Source organism: Pedobacter sp. B4419, assembly GCF_059693725.1.
In genome coordinates, this window is record NZ_JCASSL010000002.1 from 1,007,413 (window position 1) to 1,032,501 (window position 25,089).

The 25,089-nt window shown below is 41.6% G+C and carries 20 protein-coding genes; 10 read left to right on the top strand and 10 right to left on the bottom strand.

What is annotated here, in order from left to right:
* Nucleotides 1–102: 102 nt before the first annotated feature.
* Nucleotides 103–1,461, bottom strand: a complete 1,359-nt coding sequence (locus tag AC570H_RS15890) for a M20/M25/M40 family metallo-hydrolase (RefSeq protein WP_497356561.1) — start codon at nt 1,459–1,461, stop codon at nt 103–105.
* Nucleotides 1,462–1,971: 510 nt separating this feature from the next.
* On the opposite strand from AC570H_RS15890, the gene AC570H_RS15895 reads away from it, so the two are divergent.
* Complete coding sequence (locus AC570H_RS15895; protein ID WP_497356563.1) at nt 1,972–3,558, top strand: M28 family metallopeptidase; 1,587 nt, start codon at nt 1,972–1,974, stop codon at nt 3,556–3,558.
* Between the two features lie 42 nt (nt 3,559–3,600).
* Here AC570H_RS15895 and AC570H_RS15900 read toward each other — a convergent pair whose 3' ends face one another.
* Entirely contained in the window at nt 3,601–3,831 is a 231-nt protein-coding gene (locus AC570H_RS15900) for a response regulator transcription factor (RefSeq protein WP_497356565.1), read from the bottom strand.
* A 58-nt stretch (nt 3,832–3,889) separates the two neighbouring features.
* Nucleotides 3,890–4,888 carry a hypothetical protein gene (locus AC570H_RS15905; RefSeq protein ID WP_497356567.1) on the bottom strand — a complete coding sequence of 333 codons (999 nt, stop codon included), beginning with the start codon at nt 4,886–4,888 and terminating at the stop codon, nt 3,890–3,892.
* A gap of 155 nt (nt 4,889–5,043) precedes the next feature.
* Here AC570H_RS15905 and AC570H_RS15910 point away from each other — a divergent pair, with 155 nt between their 5' ends.
* The 3 genes from AC570H_RS15910 to AC570H_RS15920 all read left to right on the top strand — a co-directional run bounded on the left by AC570H_RS15910 (nt 5,044) and on the right by AC570H_RS15920 (nt 7,653).
* Nucleotides 5,044–5,589: a hypothetical protein gene (locus tag AC570H_RS15910; RefSeq protein WP_497356569.1), complete on the top strand. Its 546-nt coding sequence runs from the start codon at nt 5,044–5,046 to the stop codon at nt 5,587–5,589.
* A gap of 768 nt (nt 5,590–6,357) precedes the next feature.
* On the top strand, nt 6,358–7,011 hold the full coding sequence (locus AC570H_RS15915) for a sensor histidine kinase (RefSeq protein ID WP_497356571.1): 654 nt from the start codon (nt 6,358–6,360) through the stop codon (nt 7,009–7,011).
* 3 nt (nt 7,012–7,014) lie between these two features.
* Nucleotides 7,015–7,653, top strand: a complete 639-nt coding sequence (locus AC570H_RS15920; protein WP_497356573.1) for a response regulator — start codon at nt 7,015–7,017, stop codon at nt 7,651–7,653.
* A gap of 104 nt (nt 7,654–7,757) precedes the next feature.
* Here the strand turns inward: AC570H_RS15920 and AC570H_RS15925 are convergent, their stop codons facing one another.
* Nucleotides 7,758–9,161, bottom strand: a complete 1,404-nt coding sequence (locus tag AC570H_RS15925; protein ID WP_497356575.1) for an MBL fold metallo-hydrolase RNA specificity domain-containing protein — start codon at nt 9,159–9,161, stop codon at nt 7,758–7,760.
* Between the two features lie 243 nt (nt 9,162–9,404).
* On the opposite strand from AC570H_RS15925, the gene AC570H_RS15930 reads away from it, so the two are divergent.
* The 5 genes from AC570H_RS15930 (at nt 9,405) to AC570H_RS15950 (ending at nt 13,910) form a co-directional block, all read left to right on the top strand.
* On the top strand, nt 9,405–9,782 hold the full coding sequence (locus tag AC570H_RS15930; protein ID WP_199136183.1) for a BlaI/MecI/CopY family transcriptional regulator: 378 nt from the start codon (nt 9,405–9,407) through the stop codon (nt 9,780–9,782).
* A complete protein-coding gene (locus tag AC570H_RS15935; RefSeq protein WP_497356577.1) occupies nt 9,779–11,773 on the top strand; it encodes a TonB family protein in 1,995 nt (664 codons plus the stop codon). The genes AC570H_RS15930 and AC570H_RS15935 overlap by 4 nt, the downstream gene beginning before the upstream one ends.
* Nucleotides 11,774–11,862: 89 nt before the next feature.
* Nucleotides 11,863–12,579 (top strand): TonB-dependent receptor plug domain-containing protein, encoded by a 717-nt coding sequence (locus AC570H_RS15940; RefSeq protein WP_497356579.1) that lies wholly within the window; start codon nt 11,863–11,865, stop codon nt 12,577–12,579.
* Nucleotides 12,580–12,594: 15 nt separating this feature from the next.
* Nucleotides 12,595–13,419 carry an energy transducer TonB gene (locus AC570H_RS15945; protein ID WP_497356581.1) on the top strand — a complete coding sequence of 275 codons (825 nt, stop codon included), beginning with the start codon at nt 12,595–12,597 and terminating at the stop codon, nt 13,417–13,419.
* Nucleotides 13,419–13,910: a hypothetical protein gene (locus AC570H_RS15950; RefSeq protein WP_497356583.1), complete on the top strand. Its 492-nt coding sequence runs from the start codon at nt 13,419–13,421 to the stop codon at nt 13,908–13,910. Before AC570H_RS15945 ends, AC570H_RS15950 begins: the two co-directional genes overlap by 1 nt.
* A gap of 172 nt (nt 13,911–14,082) precedes the next feature.
* Here AC570H_RS15950 and AC570H_RS15955 read toward each other — a convergent pair whose 3' ends face one another.
* The 4 genes from AC570H_RS15955 to AC570H_RS15970 all read right to left on the bottom strand — a co-directional run bounded on the left by AC570H_RS15955 (nt 14,083) and on the right by AC570H_RS15970 (nt 19,423).
* The gene (locus AC570H_RS15955; RefSeq protein ID WP_497356585.1) at nt 14,083–14,853 is read right to left on the bottom strand and encodes a succinate dehydrogenase/fumarate reductase iron-sulfur subunit; all 771 of its coding nucleotides are present in this window, start codon (nt 14,851–14,853) and stop codon (nt 14,083–14,085) included.
* A gap of 83 nt (nt 14,854–14,936) precedes the next feature.
* Nucleotides 14,937–16,916 carry a fumarate reductase/succinate dehydrogenase flavoprotein subunit gene (locus AC570H_RS15960; RefSeq protein WP_497356587.1) on the bottom strand — a complete coding sequence of 660 codons (1,980 nt, stop codon included), beginning with the start codon at nt 16,914–16,916 and terminating at the stop codon, nt 14,937–14,939.
* A gap of 30 nt (nt 16,917–16,946) precedes the next feature.
* A complete protein-coding gene (locus tag AC570H_RS15965; protein WP_497356589.1) occupies nt 16,947–17,645 on the bottom strand; it encodes a succinate dehydrogenase cytochrome b subunit in 699 nt (232 codons plus the stop codon).
* Between the two features lie 221 nt (nt 17,646–17,866).
* Nucleotides 17,867–19,423 carry a trypsin-like peptidase domain-containing protein gene (locus tag AC570H_RS15970; RefSeq protein ID WP_497356591.1) on the bottom strand — a complete coding sequence of 519 codons (1,557 nt, stop codon included), beginning with the start codon at nt 19,421–19,423 and terminating at the stop codon, nt 17,867–17,869.
* 274 nt (nt 19,424–19,697) lie between these two features.
* Between AC570H_RS15970 and dapF the strand changes: the two genes are divergently transcribed.
* Nucleotides 19,698–20,483: a diaminopimelate epimerase gene (gene dapF, locus AC570H_RS15975; protein WP_497356593.1), complete on the top strand. Its 786-nt coding sequence runs from the start codon at nt 19,698–19,700 to the stop codon at nt 20,481–20,483.
* A 334-nt stretch (nt 20,484–20,817) separates the two neighbouring features.
* Here dapF and AC570H_RS15980 read toward each other — a convergent pair whose 3' ends face one another.
* Together AC570H_RS15980 and AC570H_RS15985 are read right to left on the bottom strand one after the other, a co-directional pair.
* Complete coding sequence (locus AC570H_RS15980) at nt 20,818–23,109, bottom strand: helix-turn-helix domain-containing protein (protein ID WP_497356595.1); 2,292 nt, start codon at nt 23,107–23,109, stop codon at nt 20,818–20,820.
* A 29-nt stretch (nt 23,110–23,138) separates the two neighbouring features.
* A complete protein-coding gene (locus AC570H_RS15985) occupies nt 23,139–24,962 on the bottom strand; it encodes a DUF4153 domain-containing protein (RefSeq protein ID WP_497356597.1) in 1,824 nt (607 codons plus the stop codon).
* Nucleotides 24,963–25,089 lie beyond the last annotated feature (127 nt).

Below are 25,089 nucleotides of genomic sequence, written 5' to 3' on the forward strand. Positions count from 1 at the left end.
AATTAAAGCCACAGATCAACTGATTGATGAATCAAAAATCTGTTAATCTGTGGCCAAACCTATATTCTTATTGTTGGCGTGGACGCCAACTAGAGCACATTTTTATCTGCCTGGTCTTGGTGTAACCACCAAACTTTCGTGTCCAGCTTCATCTACCGATTGAACCCCAAAAAAGTAATTGTCTTTTGAGTAGGCCAAGTTGGCCGAAGTTTCTTTTACAAAGAATTTTCGCTCCCAAAACGGACTTGTAGTTTCACGCATGAGCACATAATAGCCTGCCGGTACTTTTCCTTTTGGCGCTTCCCATTTCAAGGCTGTTTTATTGGTGAGCCCCGAAGTTAAAACCACTACATTTTCTGGGTCTTGGGTTGCCAAAGCCAAATTGGCCATTACCGACATATTCATGCGGGTAACTTTTTGCAAATAGGTATAATCTACATACTCAGGCAAATCGCCATATTTAAAGCCATTCTCGGTTCTTACATCCTGATGCTGGCGGTTAAAGTCTTCGTTCATCTCGGTAATGCGAACGGCTGTAAAGCCTTGCTGAGAAAAAGGTGTATGATCTCCCCCACGTAAAAACCTGTCTCTACGGTAAATCAGCTTTACGTCTAACTGATCTACATACCTTTCGGCCACCTCTTTAATATACCTCGCGGCCTGGCGGGCCTTGCCATCGTTTTCTGTACCTGCCGACTGACGGGCAGCAGCTTGTTCCTTGGTTTCTACCGGCGAAACACCTTCGCTAAACACACGTACGCTTTTGTTATCCTTAATATCGGTTTCCATGCCATAAGAATTGCCTACAATATCGTTGTTCATCAACAAGTGCACATTCCAGCCTTCTTCTTTGGCTCTTTTGGCCAGATTGGTAGCACCATACAAGCCTTGTTCTTCACCTACCATAGCTACAAAAACTAAAGTGGCGCTAAATTTCTGCTTGCTTAGTACACGGCACATTTCCATTACAGCGGCCGTACCCGAGGCATCGTCGTTGGCGCCAGGGGCAAAATCCTTGATGTTCATCACATCGGTTACCCGCGAATCGTAATGGCCCGAAACCATAAGCATGCGTTTATCATTTGGATCCGTTCCAGGCAAAATGGCCACCACGTTCTTCAGTATCGTTGGCTCCTTGATCCTGCGTCCATCGGCGGCCTGCACAAAACTGTCGTAGCTTACCTGCAACCTGCCCCCGCTGGCCGCACCATACTTTTCGAACTCGCTTTTGATCCATGCCCTGGCTGCCCCAATACCTGTGGTTTTGCTGGTGGTATCGCTCAGCGTATGTCGGGTTTGAAAGGAAACCAATTTTTTGATCAGTTGCTCTAAATTGGCCGAAGAAACCTCGGTGAGCATAGCACTAATGGCCGGATCTCGATTTTCTGTTTTTTGAGCCTGTAGTTTGCCTGCAAAAAGCAAGGCGATGAAGAGTAATGGGCTTAGGTATCTTTTTGTCATGTTAAGTGTTTTTAAATCTTAAACTGGAAGTTACAATTATTTCTGTTTAGCTGTTCTCCATCAACAATAATGATACTTAATATAAGTTAACAATTACAACCAAGCCAATGTCTAATAAACCTGTTTAGAAAAGCAAAGGCTGTTTTTTATTGGAACGTTATTCCCGCTTTTCGCTTTGCTGCGCCTCAGGCTTCGGCTCCGTGCTCGCTCCAATCGGGTTTAGAAACTAAGGCCTCCTCTGCCAGGGTACTTTGCACAAGCTTAAGTACAATAGCCCAGATTGAAGCGGCATCCTTTTTTCTGCCCAAGGCCAAAAAAGATACAGCGGAAAGCTGGACTAACCTTAAACCCACCTACGGACAAAGCGCTTCCAATCAGTAAACAGTTGACAGTTTTCAATTAACAATATAACAATTCAACAATCACCGCTATCCATGTAAAAATCTGAATAGGTAGTCTCATCTATTTCGCTTTAGCTGTAAATTCACATTGTTAACTTAAACTAACATTATGATGAAAAATTTTACGATGAGCGCATTGGCCCTAGGCCTTTGCTTTTCAGCTTTTGCGCAAGAGCCAGTAAACTCGGCTGCTGTGCAAAAAATCAGAGCCGAAGGCTTGGATAAATCTAAGGCGATGGACATTGCCTACCATATTACCGATGTATCTGGACCACGTTTATCAAACTCTCCAGGATTGAAAAGGGCACAGGATTGGGCAGTTAAATATTTCAATGAAATTGGCCTTAAAAACGTTCACCTTGAGGCTTGGGGCGATTTTGGCAAGGGCTGGCAGGTAGACAAATACTATGCGGCTACCACTCTGCCTTTCTACCGTCCGATTATTGCTTCGCCAAAAGCCTGGACTCCGGGAACCAATGGCCCAATCAAATCTGAGGTAATTTTGATCAAAGCCGATACCGTAACCGATTTGGCTAAATACAAAGGCAAACTGAAAGGCAAAATCGTAATGATCGAATCGGCCTTGGTACAGCCTCTAAAAAATTCTTATACGCCAGATGTAGTTCGCTATACCGATGAGGCTTTGGATAAAATGGCTGCAGCAACTCCACAAGATGCAGGTGCTGGCCGTCAGGGTGGCGGCAGACCGGGCCAAGCAGGCGGCAACAACCAAAGAGCCATGATGATGAGAATGATGGCGACAAGAGTTGCGATCGACAGCATGTTATTGGCCGAAAAAATTGGTTTGAAACTAACTTATGCCCGTGGCAGCTACGGTACTTTCTTTACCAGCAATGGTGCTTCTTACAAATTGGATGCGAAACCGGTATCTCCAGAATTGGAAGTAAGCAGCGAAGATTACCTGCACATTTTGCGTTTGTTGCGCGGTGGCGAAAAAGTAGAAATAGAGGCTGAAGTTAAAACTTCGTTCTATGACAAAGATCCTAAAGGCTACAACGTAATCGGCGAAATTCCGGGAACAGACCCTACATTGAAAGATGAAATCGTAATGCTTGGCGGCCACTATGATTCGTGGCACTCAGGCACTGGCGCTACCGACAATGCAGCGGGTTCTACCGTGATGATCGAAGCGATGCGTATCTTGAAAGCTATCGATTTTAAACCAAAACGTACCATCCGTATTGCTTTGTGGAGCTCTGAAGAGCAGGGCTTATTTGGTTCAAGAGGCTATGTAAAAGAACATTTTGCAGATCCTACCAATATGACTCCAAAAGCCGAGCATGCTAAGCTAAGCGCCTATTATAACTTAGATAATGGAACCGGAACCATCAGAGGGGTTTATTTGCAAGGAAATGCTGCAGTAAAAGACATTTTCCAAAGCTGGTTAACTCCGTTTGCCGACTTAGGTGCAAAAACCATCACCATTAACAATACTGGCGGTACCGATCACCAGGCATTTGATGGCGTAGGTTTACCGGGCTTCCAGTTCATTCAAGATCCGATGGACTACAACACCCGTACCCACCACTCTAACCAAGATGTATTTGACCGTTTGGTAGAGGATGATTTGAAAAAATCGGCGACCATTGTAGCTTCGTTTGTTTACCATACTTCTGAGCGTGCAGAGAAATTGCCACGCAAGGAAATGCCTAAACCAACTCCTCCACGTCAATAATTAAGACTAAAAAAAGCCCCGATTAATTCGGGGCTTTTTTGTTTATATGGAGAACATTCTTTCTTTAAATGCCCAAACTACCATTTGATGCGAGTTTCTTAAGCCCAGCTTTTTGATCATGTTGCGACGGTGGGTTTGCACCGTATATTCGCTAATGAAAAGCCGGTCGCCAATCTGCCTGCTGTTATAGCCCATGCAAAGCAGGTGCAGGATTTCGAGTTCGCGCTGGCTGATGTTTTGTTTGTTTTGACTATAAGAAATGAGAATATTCATCTATCAATAAATTATTATCCAATAAGATACATTTAGCCAGTTTTAAGCTATTATCTTATTATTGATTATTCATGTAGTTGATAAGCGCTGGATTAACGTAATAGCTCTGCTTGGTCTTCTTATCGATCATTATTCGATCATTATATATTTCAAACACTCTATTTTCTTCTTTTTTGCCAATTTGCAACTCCATTTCAACTATTCCAGTAACCTCTGCAAGAGGCTCTCCATCTATCTTGAAAGGAAGTGAGCCAAAGATCAAGTTTGAAATATCTGGTAATTCGTTTTTATCTACGCCAATCATTTTTTGACTACGGGTACCGATAAATCCAACCTTTGTCAACTTAATCGACTTGAGGTTATTTACATTTACATCTTCAATGTTCCCATCGATTTCTAAGAGCATAAGCAAGTCTACATTATTTAAATGAGGGTTTGGTGCATTAATTGGGTTAGGCCTATTTGTAGGTGTAGCAACTTGCCAAACAGAATTGTTTTCAAACCATAATCTTTGATTATTTGAATAGGTAAATCCGGTTCTAGCTTGACAAGGGTGTCCGGTTTCTTGCGCCATGGCAAAAAGCAGATCGGCTCCTGCAACACCAGCTCCAGTATGACATGAATAAATTGATAATATTGAATAATTCTTAGGCTTTAACCTTTGAAAGAACGGCGCCCAATAGAACCTGTTCCATGTAGCTATTGTATTCGTTCGGTAATCTTGCGAACCAGTTTGTCCGCAACCAGTTGTTAAAAAGCCTTCATTTCCATGTCCTCCAATATTAATGGCAGAGATGCTCTCTATTTCTTCTCGCAAGGCCGGAAGCCTACTTAGCCAGTTATTCACCGCCTGCTCACTTGTTGAATGGCTCATTGCTTGCCAAAAAAGAGCTCTCATGTTATTATTTGCTCCATTATCCGGCCCAAGAGAAATTGTGTTTGCTTCACCCACTCCTTTATTTGAAGTAGCATAAAAAGGTAAAAATGTTGTTTCCATCTGATTTAGTTTTGGTTGGATTTGGTTGCCCATTTCTTCATCGACAACTTTATTTTTCAAATTTAGAACCATTATGCACCTGATTTTACGGTTAATAAGCCCCAATTAAAAGGGTATTTTTACGGTAAAAAGAAAGAACATTTTACGGTTGCTAATCCGCTGACAATTAGTGAATTTTAGAAAAAACTCAAACCACCTATTTAACCCTTAAAACTATGTTAGTAGAAGTATTCGAAAACCCGATTCTTGGCGGAATCAAAAAAGACGACATCAAACAAATGGTGAGGTACTATAGAGGTGTCAATACCTCAAATAGAAAAATGAAATACGCCCATTTTAGATTAGAAGATGTGCTCGAATTATTTGTAAAGAATGAAGTCTTGCCAAAAAAAATCATTGATCTCATCAATAATGATGATGAAGTCAAATCTCACATTAAGAAATATGGATTAAAAATCTATCTGGGCAAACATAAAATAAAAACAACATGCCCAACTGATGGACAAGCAAAGCCAGAAGATTATTTAAACAAAGTTACTACCATACTCTGCAACACCAACCTCAAAGAAAGCACCGTTTTATCTGGGCCGTTTAAGGGTTTCAAAGATATGCTAAAAGATAACCAATTTTTATTATTAGGTGCAGAAAGGTCTACTACAACAACGGAGCCAGGAGACGGACTAGACCAAGCTGAAATTGCACCTCCATTTAATGCTGCAGAGGAGGAAATTTATGATATAGATAACAATCCTAAGCCATAAAATGTGGTTAGCTAAAATACCTTTTTCTATAATCGCAGAATGGATGTGTTTCATCACATCCATTTTGTTGATTAGGCAGGCATCTCCCAAATTTTGGAGGTGGTTTATCCCTTATCTTGCAATAACCGTTGCCGTTGAAAGCTTTAGCTTCTTCGTAAACAGGATTCTGCTTTTAGGGCTGTATACCCAATGGCTGTACAACCTGTTTTTTTTGATCTATATGGTATTCCATGTTTATATTTTCTATAAAATAATAGAGCTGCCTTTTATTAAAAATGTATGCAGAGTATGTTTACTACTTTTAATCGGCTGTTATATTTGGGATTGGAACAGCAAAGGCTTTGATGTTTCTTTTTCTACAGCAAACACCTTATTTAATGGAGTGATGATCGTATTGTCGATCTTGTATTTTTATAGTTTGTTTCAAGAAGAAGAACCACGAGATATTCTAAAAGAGCCTGCTTTTTGGTTTGTTACCGGCTGTCTTGTTTTTTATGCCACAAGTACCTGCGTAAGTGCATTTTTCGATGAAATAGTTGCCTATAGCAAGAAAAATAATTTTCCTTTAAGGTACGTTATTATGAATTTTTTGAATATTATTATGTACGGATGCTGGATCAAATCATTTCTATGTCTTTACAAGGGTCGGACTTTTTCAAAGCAATTATATTAATATCCCTTGTTTTCTTTCTTGTTGCCGTTGGATTGATTTTCTTGGTAATTATCCATAACCAGCGAAAAAAGCTCCATACAAAAGAAAAGCTCTCGATGAATCAAAAATTCGAAGCTGAGCTCCTCAAAACCCAAATCGAAGTGCAGGAGCAAACCATGCAAACCATAGCCGCCGATCTGCATGATAATATTGGCCAATTGCTCAGCTTAACCACACTTACCTTGGGCTCTATTGACCTAGCTCATCATAAAAAAGCCGAGAAAAAAATTGGCGATTCCTTAGCCTTGGTCAATAAATCTATTCAAGAGCTACGCGAACTGGCCAAGGTTTTACATGGCGAGCAGATCATTGAGCTGGGACTTGGCCATGCTCTGCAACAGGAATTCAACTGGCTCAAAAAAACAGAAGCTTACCAATTGCAGTTCAACAACCAACTAACCGATTTAAAGATCAATTCTCCTCAGAAAGACCTGATCGTATTGCGTCTGCTGCAAGAAATCTTCAACAATATTATCAAACATGCGCAGGCCAAACACATCTCTATTGATGCGCAGTTAAGCAACGGTTTATTGCAGATAGAGGTGAAAGAAGACGGTATTGGCTTCGATTACGAAACGATTAAAAAAGAAAAGATGGGCATGGGCCTCGCTTCCCTGCAAAAACGCATCGCCATGATCAATGGAAGTATTCAAATCAATTCTATACCACAAAAAGGCACCGCCATCACCATCGAAATCCCTTATCCCTAAGCCATGCAAAACACCATTTCTATTGCCATTGTTGATGACCATACCTTATTCCGTTCTGGCTTGGCCAGCCTGCTCACCGAGTTTGAAGAAATAGAGGTTGCTTTTGAAGCCACCAATGGCATCGATCTGCAAGAGAAAATCAAAAACCACCCTGAAGTTCAACTGGTACTGATGGACATCAACATGCCTCAAATGGATGGCTATGCCAGTACCAAATGGCTCAAGGAACATTACCCTGCCCTCCATGTATTGGCACTCAGCATGTTCGACGAAGAAAAGGAAATCATTGGCATGCTGAAAGCTGGCGCCGGTGGCTACATGGTCAAAGAATCAAAGCCCAGTGATTTGCTGTTAGCGATTAAAACCATCACTGAAAAAGGATTTTACATCAACGACTTGGTTTCTGGACGCTTATTGGTTTCGCTTAAGCAAGATGCGCCAAAACCTACTTTTACCGAACGCGAATTGAGCTTCCTACAATTTTGCAGTACGGAACTTACCTACAAAGAAATTGCCAACCTCATGAACGTAAGTCCACGCACGGTTGACAACTACCGCGAAGCACTTTTCGCCAAACTCAATATCAAATCGAGAACCGGTTTAGTAGTTTATGGTATTAAGCATGAATTAATTTCGATTTAAGTCCAAACTCGATAGCCCGTTGTCAGTGATTTGGAACCGAAAACTTCCTTCCATTTTCCATTTTACATCTTCCATTTTACATCTGTATCTTCCATCTCACTATGCTAACTGAGCACAAACTCTTGATGGCGATCCGGAATTTCTACGTTCCGATAGCCTTTGGCTAATAGCTTCTCTCTAAATATTTGCTGTACATCATAATCGCCATGCACTAAGAAGATCTGTTTTACTTTTTGTGGGTCTTGCTTTGAGATAAATTTGAGCAAGTCTTCATAATCGCCATGCGCACTCATGGATTGGATGCTCCTTACATCTGCAATTACTTTAAATTGCTCGCCATAAATGCTAACTTCTTGTGCCCCGTTTTTTAATCGGCCTCCCAAAGAATTGGGTTCGCAGTAGCCTACCATCAAAATGGTATTTTTTTGATCGCTGATGTTATTCTTGATATGGTGCTTTACACGTCCTGCCTCGGCCATGCCTGATGCCGAAATAATGATGCAAGGATCAGGATTGGAATTAAGCGCCTTTGATTCGTCGGCATCCTCTACATAATGCAGGTTTTTAAAGTCAAAAGGTTCATCGTCTATTTTCAGTACATTGAGCACATCCTGGTTATAGCCCTCGGCATGGTTCTCTACAATTTGGGTGGCCTTGGCCGATAAAGGACTATCTACATAAACCTTTACATTTGGCAGCTTGCCCTCAAGGTCGAGGTTGTTTAATATATAAAGCAATTCTTGGGTTCGGCCTACGCTAAACGCCGGAATAATTACCTTGCCACGTTTCTGCACACAGGTTTCTACAATTACTTTCAGCAAGGCTTCTTTGGTAGGTTGGGCATCTTTGTGCAGCCTATCGCCGTAGGTAGATTCGAGCAAAATATAATCGGCCTGCGGAAAGTCCTGTGGCGATTTAAGCAATAGGTCGCCATATTGCCCAACATCTCCGCTAAAGCTTAACCTTGTGGTTTTGCCATCTTCTTTAATGGTCAAATGCACCGAAGCACTGCCGATAATATGACCTGCATCAATAAATTGCACGCTCACATCGTTAGTTAGGCGGGTTTCGTTCAGGTAATCAACGGCAACAAAAAAGTCTATCGCCTTGAGCACATCATCCTCATCATAAAGCGGCTGTTCGAGCGGCAAGCCTCTTTGCTGCAGCTTCTTGTTTTTATATTTGAGATCGCCAGCCTGTATTTTTGCCGAATCGAGCAATAAGATCTTGCTCAGTTCTTTAGTTGCCTGGGTTCCAAAAATAATGCCTTTAAAACCTTGTGCAATTAGGCGAGGCACCAAACCGCTATGATCGATATGGGCATGCGAAAGGATCAAAAAATCAACCGTAGAAGCATCAAAGCCAAAATGCTCATTGAGTTCTTCCGTTTCATGGCCCATCCCCTGAAACATGCCGCAGTCTAACAATATTTTTATTCCGTTGTTAAGGGTAACCAAGTGCTTGCTTCCCGTTACGTTTCGGGCGGCACCATGAAAAGCTATTTTCATCAGGATATAATTATTTTTTAATGGTTATGAAGCTATCATGAGCTTATTTTTTACTGTTTTTGAGCAACCTGCTCATGATGGTTTCATCCGATTTGTAAATTATTTTTCCAATATTAGAAAATAATCAATAAAAAATTTTGTAAACTAAGATATTAGTTTTAAGTTTAGGTAAAATTAGTATAGATGTTGTTTAGATTGACTTAGCTCCCTATTGTAAACAACCATCAAAACACAACAATTATCATGGAAATAAAAGATTTAACGAAGGCAGAGGAACAGATCATGCAAATTGTATGGCAATTGGACAAGGCGTTTGTAAAAGAGGTGATGGATTATTTGCCAGAGCCCAAACCAGCCTACAACACCGTCTCTACCATTATTCGTATCCTAGAGGTAAAGGGCTTTATTGGCCACGAAGCCTTTGGCAAAGCACACAAGTACTATCCTTTAATCAGCAGGGAAGAATATAAGCGCCATGCTACGGAGAAACTATTGGGCAACTATTTTGAGAATTCTGTAGAAAGCATGTTCTCTTTCTTCGTAAAAGAAGAAAAACTAGACCTGAGCGATGTTGACGAGATCCTAAAAATGATCAACAAATTTAAAAATAGGCCAAAATGAGTTGGGCACATTACCTCTTGCAGGTAAACATTTACCTGGTTATATTTTATGGCTTCTATAGGCTGCTGCTAGATAAGGAGACTTACTTTATCCTGAACCGCATCTATTTGATTGGATCTGGCATCCTTTCGCTGGGCATTCCTTTTATGCGTTTCGAATGGTTCAGCAAGCAAGAAGTAAGCCGACACATCTATGTAGGCGTAGACCAGCTGAACAGCTTGGTAGCCCAGGTAACTATTGTAGATGATCAGGCCGCCAAATTTAACTGGGGTACTTTTATAGTATCTGTTTATTTGCTGGGGATTTTGTTCTTTATAGGCCGATTTGTTTTTCAGCTACTGGCTGTCCGCAAGTTGCTCCGCACCATTAGCAATGGCGCCGCCTTCTCCTTCTTCAGAAAAAAAGTAATTGCTGGCGATTTGCCAGAAGTAGCCACGGTAAGCCTTCACGAAGACATCCACATTAAACAACTCCACACTGTAGATGTATTGTTCTTTGAATTTTTAGGAATCTTTACCTGGTTCAATCCTATTATTTACGCCTATAAACATACCGTTAAAAACATACACGAATTTTTAGCTGATGAAGCCGCTGCCAAGTTTCAGGGCGACAAGGAGACCTATTCGCTGCTCTTGCTCAGCCAGGCTTTTGGCGTAAGACCAAATACGCTGACCAACGGCTTTTTCACTAAATCGCTGATTAAAAAGCGCATTTTCATGTTGCACAAGGAGCGTTCTAAAAAAACAGCCATCCTTAAATATGGCATGTTTGTGCCACTGTTTGCGCTTACCTTAGTACTATCATCGGCAACCATCCGAAAAAACAATAAAATTTTGGCCGTAGCGGAGCAGATTCCCTTAAACGACGCCAAATCTGTTGTAGGCCAATTGATCCAAGCGCCTTTGAGCGTGGTTAACCTTGCGCCTCCACCTCCGCAAGAACGGATTAATTCAACCGCAACGATCTTAGGCGATCCCATGAATGAATCAACTGTACAGCCAGCAAATACAGACGATGTAAATACTTCGCTAAGCACATTTTATAGGTACTTAGGCGAACATATCAAATATCCTGCTGGTGCAGTCCAAAAGAAAATCCAAGGCAGCGTAGTGGTTAATTTTAGCGTAAACAATGGCAAGCTGCAAAATGTAGCCGTACAAGATGGACTTGGCGAAGGTTGCGAAGAGGAAGTTATGCAAACCCTGCTCAACACAGAAAGCATCCTTCAGAAAGATGGCAAATACAGCTTAAACGTAGCTTTTAAACTAGATGGCGCCAATACCAAACTGATTAACGATGATGCAAGTACTCCGACTGATTATACGCCTCTAAACTTGGTTATCCAAGGTTTTGTCCCTAAAGACAAAGAGCCGGAAGAAGTTAAGTTTGACGATAAAAACATATACAATTTCGTAAGCATGGAAAATCCGCCGACTTATCCAGGCGGTGTAACCAAGTTCTATGAGTTTTTAGGCAAAAACATCAAATACCCTACTATGGCTATCGAAAATGATATACAAGGCAATGTTTTTGTTTCTTTCACAGTAGAAAGGGATGGAACCTTGAGTGATATCAAAGTGGACCGCAGGTTGGGATTTGGAACAGACGAAGAAGCCATCCGCGTACTTAAATTAACCAGGGGCTGGAACCCAGGCACGCAAAACGGCAAACCGGTAAGGGTAAAATACAACATCCCGATCAAGTTTTCTTTGGAGTCGGGCAGAAGAGAAAAACTATCGCCTAAGAGTTTGGCCGTCCGTTTAAGAGGCGTATCAGAAAAAGAGGCACCATTAGTTGTCATTGACGGCGAAATCAAAGAATATGCCGCGCTTCAAGATATGGATGCCAAGAATATCAGCAGCATAGATGTACTTAAATCAGCCAGTGGAGTGGCATTGTACGGAAAGGCAGCAGAGAACGGGGTACTCCTCATTACTTCTAAGCAACAGAAAATACCAAAAGTAACCGCAACCTTAACCAATAGGAATTAAATCTTAAACAGATTAAACCATCATGATTTTACCAATCCCGAATAAATAATCATGGTAGTTTAATCACCAATAAAATAAATTATAACCATATGAAAAAAATTGTTTTCTCATCGCTATTTGCGGTGCTAATGCTATGCTCATTTCAAAATTGGGCAATACAAGCCAGGTCAGAGTGGGATGCTTTTTACCGCTACCTTTCTACCAAAACGAGCTATCCTGCCGAAGCAAGGCTGAACCTATTGCAGGGTGATAACATTATTACTTTTAGCTTGGACAAGGGCGCAGTAAAAAACATAAATGTACAGAACGAACTTAGCACCAAAACTGATATCGGAGTAGTAAACCTCATCTTGGCTTATCCAGATTTTAAAGCAGTCAAAAACGGAAACTATGCCATACGCATTTCTTTTAGGCTACAAGGCGCCAACACAACAATTGTAAATGGAGACGCGCAACTGCCGACTGGTTTTACAGCCCTCAATACCATCACCATTAATGCAATGGCTCCAATCAATGCAACTGTTTCTGGCCAAGAACAAGGGTCCATCAAAATCAAAGGGATGGGTTCGTCTATCTTCTTACGCGGATCGAATGGCCTGGCCAGCAATCAACCCTTGTATGTTGTCGACGGCAAAACAATAGAAGATTTCGACAGCAGTACGCTTGCTCCAGAAAGCATTGATAGCATCCAAGTATTGCGAAGCCTTTCGGCCATTGCTCTCTACGGCAAAGAAGCACAAAACGGCGTCATCGTGATCACCACTAAAAAATACGCTTCAGAAAAAAACAAAAAAACATCAAACTAACTTAAAACAAATCACATGAAAAAACTGATTTTCTCATCGCTATTTGCGGTGTTACTGCTCGTCTTATGTCAAAACCAAATGCAGGCACAAGACAACAAGGTGTACAAATTCACCTCGCTAGACCAGCCACCTACTTATCCTGGCGGGATAGAATCACTCTATAAATTCCTGGGTCAAAACATCAAATACCCAACCTTGGCCGTTAAAAACAATGTACAGGGAAATGTATTCTTATCTTTTATAGTGGAGGCTGATGGTTCCATCTCTTCGCTTAAAACAGACGAAAACACAAAGCGTTTAGGCTCGGGTACAGACGAAGAAGCTATCCGAGTACTCAAGCTAATGAAAAAATGGAACCCTGGGGTTAATAAGGGCAAACCTGTAAGAACGATGTACACCATGCCCGTTAAATTTACCTTAAATAAAGGCACAGGTGCAGGTAAGGCTTCAAATGTAGCCGCCACTGGCACTGCTCCAGCTAAAAACCTGCCTAAGCTTCCACATAGCGAGGATAATAAAGTGCATAATTTCGTAAACATGAAAAACCCGCCAACTTATCCTGGAGGTCTGAATGCACTTTATCAGTTCTTCGCCAAAAACATCCAATACCCTAAACAAGCTGCCGAAAAGAACATACAAGGCAATGTATTTGTCTCTTTTATAGTAGATAAAGACGGCTTGGTTTCTAATATCAAAGTAGAAAGAAGACTTGGTGGCGGTACAGATGAAGAGGCTATTAGGGTAGCAAAGCTGATGAAAAGATGGAATCCGGGATCTGAGAACGGAAAAGCGGTTACAGTAGCCTATAACATCCCTATTAAATTTACAATGGACAAATAATGAACATCAAACGCTATTTAATACCCATTGTCGCGCTGCTTTTGATGGTGTTCAACACAATAGATGCATTAGGCCAAAGCCAAGCGCTCACTTTTGAGCAGGCAGCCAAGGCTGGGTTTTCTTATCAACACCTCGACAGCTTATACAAAAGTGCAGTACATAGCGAGCCCAAGCTTGCCGTATTTAAAACCAATGAAGAACAGGTCAAGTTGCAACAGACCTACGCCAAGCTCATTAAGGAGCTTGGTACTTTTCTTCAATCGAAAAATTTTAAGTGGGAGAAACAAACCCGATGCTTTAATCGAATTTATTTTACGCCGGAGGGCAAGATCGATTATTTTTTATACAGCTTTCCAAAAGATGAACTCTCTGCCCAAAAAGAACAGCAATTTGGGCACCTGCTCAACCAGTTTATCAAAACCCATGGAATTGTTTTAACGGCAAATGAAAAATTTGCACAATGTAGTCCAATCAAGTACAACGACATTTAAAGTGGCGGATAATAAATCAACAAAAAACCCCGGCCGTATGGTTGGGGTTTCTCGTTTTCATATAATCTCCTTTGTCTCGGACAACTAAACTTAACTATTTTTTTACAAAAAAGCAAATCTCAGTTAATAGTTTTCAATTGACAAGTGCATCAACCATTAACTGCCGATTGGATTATCCTTCTTCTTCGCTGATGAATTTAGCACTATAAAAATCTCTGTTCATGCGGGCGATGTTCTCTAAAGAAATTCCTTTAGGGCATTCGGCCTCGCAGGCTCCAGTGTTGGTACAGTTACCAAAACCTTCGGCATCCATTTGTGCCACCATGCCTTGTACACGTTTGTAACGCTCTGGCTGGCCTTGTGGCAATAAAGCCAATTGAGATATTTTAGCCGATACGAAAAGCATAGCCGATGCATTTTTACACGTAGCTACGCAGGCACCGCAACCAATACAAGCGGCGGCTTCGAAAGCGGCATCTGCCTGTGCCTTTGGAATAGGCAGGTTGTTGGCATCTTGTGCGTTGCCCGTGTTTACCGAAATAAAGCCGCCTGCCGCAATAACGCGGTCGAATGCTGATCTATCTACGGTTAAATCTTTAATTACCGGAAATGCCTTCGCTCTCCAAGGTTCAACTACAATGGTATCGCCATCTTTAAAAGAACGCATGTGCAACTGGCAAGTGGTAATGCCTTCTTTTGGTCCATGTGGCCTGCCATTAATAAACATAGAACACATGCCACAAATGCCCTCGCGACAGTCGTGATCAAATACAATAGGCTCTTCGCCTTTATTGATCAGATTCTCGTTCAAAACATCAAACATCTCTAAAAAAGACATATCTGGAGAGATATCGCCCACTTTATAGTCGACTAATTGTCCTTTAGTTTTGTTGTTTTTCTGACGCCAAACCTTTAGCGTTAAGTTCATATTTCCTGTACTCATTTTCTTGAGATTTAAGTATCGAGCAACAAGTATCAAGTATCAAGACTAACTCTTTCTTGCTACTTGATACTCCAATCTTGCTACTATTTATAACTTCTTTGTGCTATCTTAATATTTTCGAATTTCAGCTCTTCTTTGTGCAATTCGAAAGTTCCATCACCTTTATTTTCCCAGGCGGCTACGTAGGCATAATTTTCGTCGTCGCGCAAAGCCTCTCCCTCTTCAGTTTGGTATTCTTCTCTAAAGTGGCCACCGCAGCTTTCGTTACGGTTAAGGGCATCTATACACATCAACTCGCCAAGCTCGATAAAATCGGCCACACGACCAGCTTTCTCTAGCTCTGGATTGTATTCGTTTACATCGCCGGGAACGCGTACATCGGCCCAGAAATCCTTTTTCAACTGTTGAATTTCCGCAATTGCCGATTTCAATCCCTCAGCATTACGAGCCATGCCACATTTATCCCACATGATCAATCCCAATTTTTTATGGAAATAATCTACAGATTTAGTGCCTTTGATCCCTATTAATGTATCTAAAATTCCTTTTGCCTTAGCTTCTGCTTCTGCAAATGCAGGATGGTCTGTTGGAATTGCTTTTACAGAAATCTCTTTTGACAAATAGGCACCTATGGTATAAGGAAGAACGAAATAGCCGTCTGCCAAACCCTGCATCAATGCAGATGCACCTAAACGGTTGGCTCCATGATCTGAGAAGTTAGCCTCACCAGTACAATATAGACCAGGTACGGTAGTCATCAAGTTATAATCTACCCATAAACCACCCATTGTATAGTGAACAGCTGGATAAATACGCATTGGCATTTCGTAAGGATTTTCTCCCGTAATCTGCGCATACATATCGAATAGGTTACCATATTTTTCTTTGATCACTTCTGTACCTAAACGGAAACAAGTCTCTTGATCAGGATTATGGTTACCAGCTTTAGAAGCTTCTATTCTGCCATAACGTTCTGTATTGGCTTTGAAATCTAGATAAACTGCCAATTTAGAAGCACCTACGCCATAACCGGCATCACAACGCTCCTTAGCCGCTCGCGAAGCCACATCACGAGGTACCAAGTTACCAAAAGCAGGGTAACGACGTTCTAGGTAATAATCTCTTTCATCTTCAGGAATTTCTGAAGCTTTACGAGGGTCGTCTTTCTTTTTAGGCACCCAAATTCTTCCATCGTTACGTAACGACTCAGACATTAGGGTTAATTTAGATTGGTGATCGCCAGAAACCGGGATACAAGTTGGGTGAATTTGCGTGTAACATGGGTTGGCAAAAAATGCTCCTTGTTTGTTAGCTTTCCAAGCTGCAGTAACGTTGCTTCCCATGGCGTTGGTAGAAAGGAAGAATACGTTTCCATAACCTCCGGTTCCTAAAACCACCGCATGGCCAAAGTGACGTTCCAACTCACCCGTAATTAAATTACGAGCAATAATCCCACGAGCTTTGCCATCAATTTTAACCACTTCCAACATTTCGTGACGGGTAAACATTTCTACTTTACCCATCCCAATTTGGCGTTCTAAAGCACTGTAAGCACCTAAAAGCAATTGCTGGCCAGTTTGACCGGCTGCATAGAAAGTTCTTTGTACCTGTGTACCACCAAAAGAACGGTTATCTAACAAACCGCCATATTCTCTAGCCAAAGGAACACCTTGGGCTACACATTGGTCGATGATGTTTGCACTCACCTCGGCCAAACGGTGAACGTTGGCTTCGCGTGCACGGTAATCGCCACCTTTAATGGTATCATAAAACAAACGATACGTGCTATCACCATCGTTCTGATAGTTCTTTGCTGCATTGATACCGCCTTGAGCTGCAATCGAGTGTGCTCTACGAGGCGAATCCTGAAAACAGAAGCATTTTACCTTATAGCCCATCTCGGCCAAAGTTGCCGCTGCCGAAGCACCCGCCAAACCCGAACCTACTACGATTACCTCTAAACTTCTTTTGTTAGAAGGGTTAACCAAAGCTACAGACGATTTGAATTTCGTCCATTTACTGGTTAATTCTCCTTCAGGTATATTTGAATTTAATGCTGACATTATATTTAGCTTTATTCGTTCAAAATTATTTTAAAAACCCCACCCAAAGTAAATTGCAATTGGCATTAGCGCAAAAATCAATGGAACGAGGATCGAAAACCAAACCCCGAGGGCTTTAATGATCGGCGTATATTTTTTATGGTTCCAGCCCAAGGTTTGAAAAGCAGAAGCGAAACCATGCAATAAGTGATAAGATAACGATACCATCGCCAGTACATATAGCACTACACGCCAAGGCTCGCTAAATTTAGCATGCATTACCGCATATAAATCTTCGTTGCCAGCCGCATCTACCGGCGTGCCACCATTAAAATGTTCTATGCCAGTAAAACGTGAAACAATCCAAAAGTCTGACAAATGCACAATCAAGAACATGAGCAACAAAGTTCCCAAAAGACCCATCGAGCGAGAGTACCATTTGCTGTTGGCATTGCCATTGTTATAGGCATATTTTTCTGGCCTTGCCGCCTGATTTTCGAACGTTAATCTTGCGCCTTGTACAATATGCAATAACAATCCTGCCATCAAAACAACTTCCATTGCCCTGATAATCCAATTGGTTGCCATAAAATGTGCCCCTTGGTTAAACAGCACACCTGTATTGTCGAAAAACACAAAAGCGTTTAAGAAACAGTGAACCACTAAAAAAGAGATTAAGAACAGGCCTGTGATGCCCATTATTAGTTTTTTTCCTATAGAAGAGGAAAAAGCATTTGCGATACTACCCATTAGCTTTTAATTTATATTCTGAGTGCAAAAGTATTTAAAATATGATTTAAAATAAGATTGCAAATGATAAAATGCTGACAAATCAACAATTTAGAAACATTCTAAAAAAAGAACTTCATTGGTGAGGAAATTCGCATTCGCAGAAGCAGTTAGGACTTTAATAGCGCATAAAAAAAGGACAGCTTTTGGCTGTCCCTTTTCAAAATTATTAATTCTTAAACTTAATTGTTGAACGAAATGGTAAACATACGGTTATCGCTGATGCCTGAGATCGTGATTTGTCCATCGCGAGAAGTTGGCAATGCTTTTTCGATATCGGCTACGCTGTTTACGGCAACACCATTCACTTTGGTAATTACGGCACCTTTTGGCACATCGTAATAATCAAATAACTGGCCTTGTTTTACATCGGTAACCACTACACCGTTTTTCAGATTGAACTTGGCTTTAACAGCGGCCGAAGCAGGGGCAAAACTAGCACCCAATTTACTTACGGTAGCACCGGTTGGTTTTTCGGCAGGCGCTTTTGTAGAAGCTAAAGTTACGTTGCTTTCAGGTTTTAGGGTTACGGTTACATTTTTCAAAGAACCATCTGCTTTTAAAACCGCTAATGAAACTTTATCGCCCGGACGCATACGACCTACTTTTTCTTGCAGATCTGGAGAGTCATAGATATCGGTACCGTTTACTTTTTTGATGATATCGCCTTCTTTAATGCCTGCCGCTGCTGCACCGCCGTTAGGTACTACGCCACTCACATATAAACCATTGATGTCTTTCACTTTTAAACGCTCGGCTACATCTGCATCCAAGGCTTGGAAAGTTACACCGATATAACCACGTTTTACTGTACCAAATTCTTTAAAGTCTTCTAAGATCTTTTTGGCCAGGTTAATCGGGATGGCAAAACCATAACCTTCGTTTCTTCCGGTTTCTGAAGCAATAGCGGCATTGATACCGATCAATTCGCCACTGGCATTAACCAAGGCACCGCCACTGTTTCCAGGGTTGATGGCCGCATCGGTCTGAATATACGATTCGATGGCATTGTTAGCTGGAATTTCTGGCATTTTACCAGTTCTTTGGTATTCTTCGTATTGCTCACGAGTTGGCTGACGCTGCTCTCTGTTTAAGATACCAATATTACGGGCTTTTGCACTTACGATACCCGCAGTAACAGTAGTTTGCAAATCCAATGGGAAGCCTACGGCCAATACCCACTCGCCTACCTGCACGTTGTCAGAGTTGCCCATTTTCACAAAAGGAAGGTCTGATGCTTCTACTTTGATCAAAGCCAAATCTGTGTTGGCATCTTTGCCGATTACTTTGGCCATTACTTTTTTCCTGTTTGATAGCACCACCTCGATTTTATCGGCATTGTCAACCACGTGGTTGTTGGTTACGATATAGCCATCGGGCGTTAAAATTACTCCTGAGCCCGAAGCTGCTCTTGGCACGCGTTGCATTCTTCTGCCGCCACCACCAAAAAACTGCTCGAACATATCTTCCATGCTGCCACCATTGGCTTGTTCATCAGAATTGGCATTGTTGCCATAAGTAGTTCTGATATGTACTACTGCCGGAGAAACCGCCGCAGCTGCCTGAACAAAATCAACCGATCCTGATGAACCGATTTTGATTGGATTGTTAGCAAACATCATGTTCTGCTTTTCAGTTAATGAATAGCTATCGTTCCTGCGCTCCAATAGTTTATAAGCGCCTATTGCAACTGCTCCTCCTAAAAAAGCAGCCAACACTATTAACCCTATTTTTTTCATTTGCTTTTTATTTTGTCTTTTAATGGTAATGAAGCTATCAGAAGCGCATTTTTAGTTGCTACATAGAGTCTAAATGCTCCTGATGGTTTCATTTGCTTTTTATTTGCTATGTTATATTTATCTTTTTACTAATGTTTTACTCAAAATTAATACCATATAAACGATATTTGTATCATTCGGACATCCAAATTTGTGTTAAAAAATGTTAAATCAAATTTAAGCTTAGATTTTGCATTTTTCTATAGCAAATATTTTATTCCTAAATGAAGAAAACATGAACATCAAATTCTCCAAATACCAAGGCGCCGGCAACGATTTTATTTTGATCGATCATCGCATGAGTCCGCTCAAAAACATCGATAATGAGCTGGTAGCGCAACTTTGTCACCGCAGGTTTGGCATTGGTGCCGATGGATTGATGTTCTTGCTCAGCCACGAAGACTACGATTTCGAAATGGTTTACTACAATTCGGATGGCAGGGTTGGCAGCATGTGCGGCAATGGTGGCCGCTGCATCGTGGCATTTGCCAAACACCTTGGCATTTTTGACAGCGAAACCAATTTTCTGGCAGTAGATGGTCCGCACTATGCCAAAATTACAGCCGAAGGCAATTGGGTAGAGCTACAAATGATTGATGTTGAACAGATTGAAAAAGACGGAGAGGCCTTTGTACTCAACACTGGTTCGCCTCATTATGTAAAGCAGGTAGAGAATTTGGCCGACTTAGATGTTTTTAGCCAAGGGAAAGCCATCCGCAACAACGAGACTTATAAAGCCAATGGCATTAACGTAAACTTTGTAGAGCCAAAAGCCGATCATTTGTTTGTGCGCACTTTTGAGCGTGGCGTAGAAGACGAAACCTATGCCTGTGGCACTGGCGTAACCGCAGTAGCCATGGCGATGGCTAAACATCAACAGCAAATTGGCAAGATAGAAACCCCAATTGAGGTTTTAGGTGGCAAGCTCCAGATCAACTTCAATTACGATGGCCAAAAATTTACCGATGTATTTTTATGTGGCCCCGCCGAAAAGGTTTTTGAGGGCGAACTGGATATTTAGAGCGTATTGCGCTAAGCGTCTGGAGAAAGGCGTTTGATCTTTCCTGTAATAACTCGTCATGTCAGACCTGATCGTGAATCGCTACCAATTAGTTGAATTACTTTACTGAAAGAGATTGCTCCGTTCCTCGCAATGACGATTTGTTGGAAATTGAAAACTGCCGATTGAAAACTGGATCCATCTTCCCTTTTCCATCTTACATCTTACATTTTCCTTCTCCCATCTTCCTCCTAACTTATTGAAGAGATTGCTCCGTTCTTCGCAATGACGATTTGTTGGAAATTGAAAACTGCCCATTGAAAACTGATCCATCTTCCCTTTTCCATCTTCCCCCCTAACTATCCGCCAGGTAAACGGCTATCGCTATTTTGAGCTCTCCGAAACCGTATGATTTACCCAGGTGTTCGCGCAGGTCATTGAGCCTGATAGACTTGAGCACATTGATGGCCTCCAGAATCCGATCGAGCCTTTTTTGCTCTACCAAATCGCTTCCTTTGATTTCGTGCTTGGCTACAAAATGTGCCAGATGCCCTTCTATGGTCCCTAAACTCATTTTACGCTCCTGGGCAATCTCTTCTGGAGTTTTTCCTTCTTTAAACAAAGCCAAGGTAAGTTCTTTGGTATCAGGTTTAGGCAAGGCCGGTGTTTTGCTCTTCTTTTTGCTTTTGAGCTTGGTGTATCCGTCTTCTGAATTAAAGTCTTCCTTGGTTCCCGAATAAGCCTGTTTCACCTGCTCATTGCGCTTTTCGTTGCGATGCAAAGCCACAATGTCGTCCTTGGTCAGTTCCTTGTTTTCGCCAGTGGCCACCAGCATTGCCTTGGCTTTTTTGATTTTCCTGTACTGTTCATAAAACATCAGCTCCATTTCGAGCAGTTCGAACAAGTATTCTTTGCTTTGCTTTTCGGTTTTTACCTTTTCGATCAGTTCAAAAATCGAATCGCTCATTTGTACCAGTTGTGGTGTAAAATAGTTTTCGGCGGCTTCTGTACGGGTTAACAGCAACTGAAAACCCTCATCGCTTAGGGCACCAGCGCAGAGACGCTCGAGCTGTTTTAAAAATTTATCGGCATGTGCCTTTAGGGCAATCAGCTCTTGCTGCAACTTTACGGCCCAGTTCAAATGCGTTTGCTTTGTCGATCGTCGCTCATCTTTGGTATAGCTGAACACATGCTCAAAAACAAAATTATCCAGAGCGCTCAGGTTGAAGGCTTGCAGCAACGAGCTGCGCAAAAAGGCAAAACTCTCTCTTTTGATCTGTACAGACAGGTCTTCCTGTTGCTCCTTTGTTCTGGCAAAAAAGGTTACATTTTGGTCTTGACGAATGCCACGATCTGAAATAAGCGAGGTCAGGACCAAACCATCCAAAGAACGAAGCCTGGAAAGTGCCACATAGATTTGACCTGGCGCAAAAGCATCGCCAATGTCGATAATGGCCTTATCAAAGGTAAGCCCTTGACTTTTGTGTACGGTAATTGCCCAAGCCAATTTGAGGGGAAACTGCGTAAAAGTGCCTGCAATTTCTTCTTCGATTTCGTTGGTGGTTTTATTTACGGTATAGCGAACATTTTTCCAGGTATATTTTTCGATGCTCAGCCTCAATCGCGAATCTTCAAACTTAACTTCTACCGAATCATCGCCCAATTTGGTAATGATAGCGATCTTTCCGTTAAAGAACCGTTGTTCGCCAGTTGGATCATTTTTAATGAACATGACCTGCGCGCCGACCTTGAGTTCCAATTGCCGTTCTGCCGGAAAAGCGCTCTCGCTAAAATCGTCTTCGATGATCGCCTTGTAGAAATGCGATTTGCCTTCCAGTTCATTAAGGCTGTTCTTGTTTAAAGTGTCGGCCTTGCTGTTGTGGGTAGTGAGGGTAATGTAGTTGTCTTTTAAATCGGGCTGGTAATTTTGACGATAATAAGATTTGAGCAAAGCTACATCGGCCGCGCTTACCTGATTGTTGCGCAGGTTATTGAGCAGTTGAATAAAAACCTGATCGGCTTGCCGATAGATCTTTTCGAGTTCGATATAAACGGGAGGGTCTTTTTCTAGAACCAAGGCATCGAAAAAAAAGGCACTCTTGTAAAAAGAACCCAAAAGCTCCCATTCTGTATTTTTAACTACGGGTGGCAATTGGTGCAAATCGCCAATAAACAACACCTGCACACCACCAAAACCCGCATTGTTCTTCCTGATATAACGCAATACCATGTCGATGGCATCGAGCAGGTCGGCGCGCAACATGCTTACTTCATCTATGATCAACAGTTCCAAATCTAACAGAATGCGTCGTTTGGTGGCATTCATGTTCAAATGCTTGATGATAGATTTTGGCGTATGGTAATGCTGATAGGCTCCTAATTGCTGCTCTGGAACCACCCTCGGCAAGAAAGTGCCAAAAGGCAACTGAAACAGGGAATGGATGGTTACCCCAGCCGCATTGATGGCTGCAATGCCTGTTGGCGCCACGATTACTGTTTTTTTATGGGTAAGCGAAACCAGGTTACGCAAAAAAGTGGTTTTCCCTGTACCAGCCTTGCCGGTAAGGAAAATATGCCTCGATGTTAAATTGATAAATTTGGCAGCCAATTCTGCCGGCTGAAGTTCTTCTGGTACCTGCAACATCATCAATATCCTCCCTTATTTAGGCTGCAAACCTAACGCTTTTTAACGAGTACCCCACCTTGAAATTCCATCCAAGAAAAACTTCCATTCGTTTTATCGTAAGTGCCATTTATATAGGTCAACTGTAGCGTTAGCGTAAAGCCTTTTGTTTCTTGGGTCAATTGCATCTCTTGCACAGGGATTGTTTCTATGCTCAGGTTGTTCTGGCTAGCGTGCTCATATTTTTTATACAGCTTTTTGGCCAGTGTAAGCATATCGAATACCAAAGTCGCTTCCTTGTCGACCGTGATGCGCAATTTGTCATCATTTTTTGGATTCTTCGCATTGCTTTGATACTGATACTCGATCTTGAATTTTGATCCGGCAAAATTCCTTTCTTTTGCTGCGCCATAAAATGCAGATGGAAAATAAGCATCATAACCGGTTACGGCAATCATATTACCGCTTTCATTTTCAAAACTAAACTGTCTTTTGCTATCGTCTTCAACGTATTTTACCTTGAGCAAGGCAAAGGCTGTATCTATCTTTTCGTTTTTGACTTCGTATCTGCTAACCTTGCCTTTATCCAGTTTCTCGTCTATATTCTGTTCAATCGACTTCAAATCGACTTTCGTAAAATTTTGCAGCGAAGTTAAGCCATGGCTCTCAATGAGGTAGCGAACAATTGCCGGACGTTCGTTCATGTCTTTTTTGTCTTGGCTTTGCATAAGCTTTTTGAGCCTGGCTATTTGCGAATACCTAGAAACAGAAAATGCACTTTGCGGTCCGTAGGCAGCCAACAAGGCCAATATGCACAAGCTAATGGGGATAACCTTGATGTTCTGTTTTTTACTAAGCAGAAAGTATACGGTTATTACGCTTAGCCAAAGTGCCAGCACAATTAACACGTATCTCGATTCGGTAATACCATAATTGCCCACCCTTTTTATAATGGCCAAAACCAAGAGTACGATCAAAGGAACAATCATCAGGTAAAAGAAGCGCGAAAACAGCCTGATCCAGCCATTGCCTTCTTTGTCTTTGATGGGATAAATAAGCAGCAAAGATAAAATGCCAAAAACCGAATAGCCCAAAATAAGGGTCGATACCAAACCTTTAGGCAGTTCCCATAAAAAGGCGATCTTGATTTCGTACACCAATAAAATGGCGAGGTAAATCGTCATTAAGGGAATGAGTACATATTGCGTAAAAATCTTTAGCCCCTTTGGGTAATCCTGCTCTTTTTCGAGGCCTTCGAAATCCGAAGGAACGCCAGCCAAAAAGAAAATGGTGGTAAAGCCAATACCCGTTAGGGCAAACAGCTCCATATAGGCTTTGTCTTTAATGTCGACATTAAACAAACCATTAATGGCAAACAGCGCGATAGCCAAACCCGCAAAGAGCACCGCAGCATAAAAACCCGAAATTAAAATGCGCAAAAACAGCTGTTCATTGTATTGCCAAAACCCTTTAAGGCTGCCCTTGCCGATAAAAGGTGCAAAAGCTACCAACAAATGAAAGGCAAAAGCAAGAAGGCCGATCCTAAATCCATCCGCCAGGTAAGTCCATGGATCCAACAGGAAATACAAACCGGTACAAATGGCCAAGACAGCTAGCCTCAGGAACCATTTTTTAACTTGGCTATAGTAATGGGATTCCGCAAATAAATCAACGGCCAGCAATAAGGTTAACGCCAGGTTAGAAACCGCCAGCAACTTGATCAAACTGTTTTGTAAAGCCTGATTTTCATAATAATTAAACTGGGTAATCCAGCACCAAACAATGGTAGAGGAGATAGCAAGCAGCAATTGCAGGGGAAAGCGCATAAACACTCCAGCGGCGCCACGCCACAGTGTTTGTATTGATGGTAGTTTCATAAAGTTAAATGTAATTAAATATACACAAATGTTTTTGGCAGGTAACAAATGTTAAAAAATGTTATCAAATGTTAAATAAAGTCAACTAATTTTTTAGTATTAAATTTTTAGTTATAATTTAGCATCA

Coding starts and splice junctions, on each gene's coding strand:
- AC570H_RS15890 (WP_497356561.1), bottom strand. CDS start 1,461: ATGACAAAAAGATACCTAAGCCCATTACTCTTCATCGCCTTGCTTTTT.
- AC570H_RS15895 (WP_497356563.1), top strand. CDS start 1,972: ATGATGAAAAATTTTACGATGAGCGCATTGGCCCTAGGCCTTTGCTTT.
- AC570H_RS15900 (WP_497356565.1), bottom strand. CDS start 3,831: ATGAATATTCTCATTTCTTATAGTCAAAACAAACAAAACATCAGCCAG.
- AC570H_RS15910 (WP_497356569.1), top strand. CDS start 5,044: ATGTTAGTAGAAGTATTCGAAAACCCGATTCTTGGCGGAATCAAAAAA.
- AC570H_RS15915 (WP_497356571.1), top strand. CDS start 6,358: ATGAATCAAAAATTCGAAGCTGAGCTCCTCAAAACCCAAATCGAAGTG.
- AC570H_RS15920 (WP_497356573.1), top strand. CDS start 7,015: ATGCAAAACACCATTTCTATTGCCATTGTTGATGACCATACCTTATTC.
- AC570H_RS15925 (WP_497356575.1), bottom strand. CDS start 9,161: ATGAAAATAGCTTTTCATGGTGCCGCCCGAAACGTAACGGGAAGCAAG.
- AC570H_RS15930 (WP_199136183.1), top strand. CDS start 9,405: ATGGAAATAAAAGATTTAACGAAGGCAGAGGAACAGATCATGCAAATT.
- AC570H_RS15935 (WP_497356577.1), top strand. CDS start 9,779: ATGAGTTGGGCACATTACCTCTTGCAGGTAAACATTTACCTGGTTATA.
- AC570H_RS15940 (WP_497356579.1), top strand. CDS start 11,863: ATGAAAAAAATTGTTTTCTCATCGCTATTTGCGGTGCTAATGCTATGC.
- AC570H_RS15945 (WP_497356581.1), top strand. CDS start 12,595: ATGAAAAAACTGATTTTCTCATCGCTATTTGCGGTGTTACTGCTCGTC.
- AC570H_RS15950 (WP_497356583.1), top strand. CDS start 13,419: ATGAACATCAAACGCTATTTAATACCCATTGTCGCGCTGCTTTTGATG.
- AC570H_RS15955 (WP_497356585.1), bottom strand. CDS start 14,853: ATGAGTACAGGAAATATGAACTTAACGCTAAAGGTTTGGCGTCAGAAA.
- AC570H_RS15960 (WP_497356587.1), bottom strand. CDS start 16,916: ATGTCAGCATTAAATTCAAATATACCTGAAGGAGAATTAACCAGTAAA.
- AC570H_RS15965 (WP_497356589.1), bottom strand. CDS start 17,645: ATGGGTAGTATCGCAAATGCTTTTTCCTCTTCTATAGGAAAAAAACTA.
- AC570H_RS15970 (WP_497356591.1), bottom strand. CDS start 19,423: ATGAAAAAAATAGGGTTAATAGTGTTGGCTGCTTTTTTAGGAGGAGCA.
- dapF (WP_497356593.1), top strand. CDS start 19,698: ATGAACATCAAATTCTCCAAATACCAAGGCGCCGGCAACGATTTTATT.
- AC570H_RS15980 (WP_497356595.1), bottom strand. CDS start 23,109: ATGATGTTGCAGGTACCAGAAGAACTTCAGCCGGCAGAATTGGCTGCC.
- AC570H_RS15985 (WP_497356597.1), bottom strand. CDS start 24,962: ATGAAACTACCATCAATACAAACACTGTGGCGTGGCGCCGCTGGAGTG.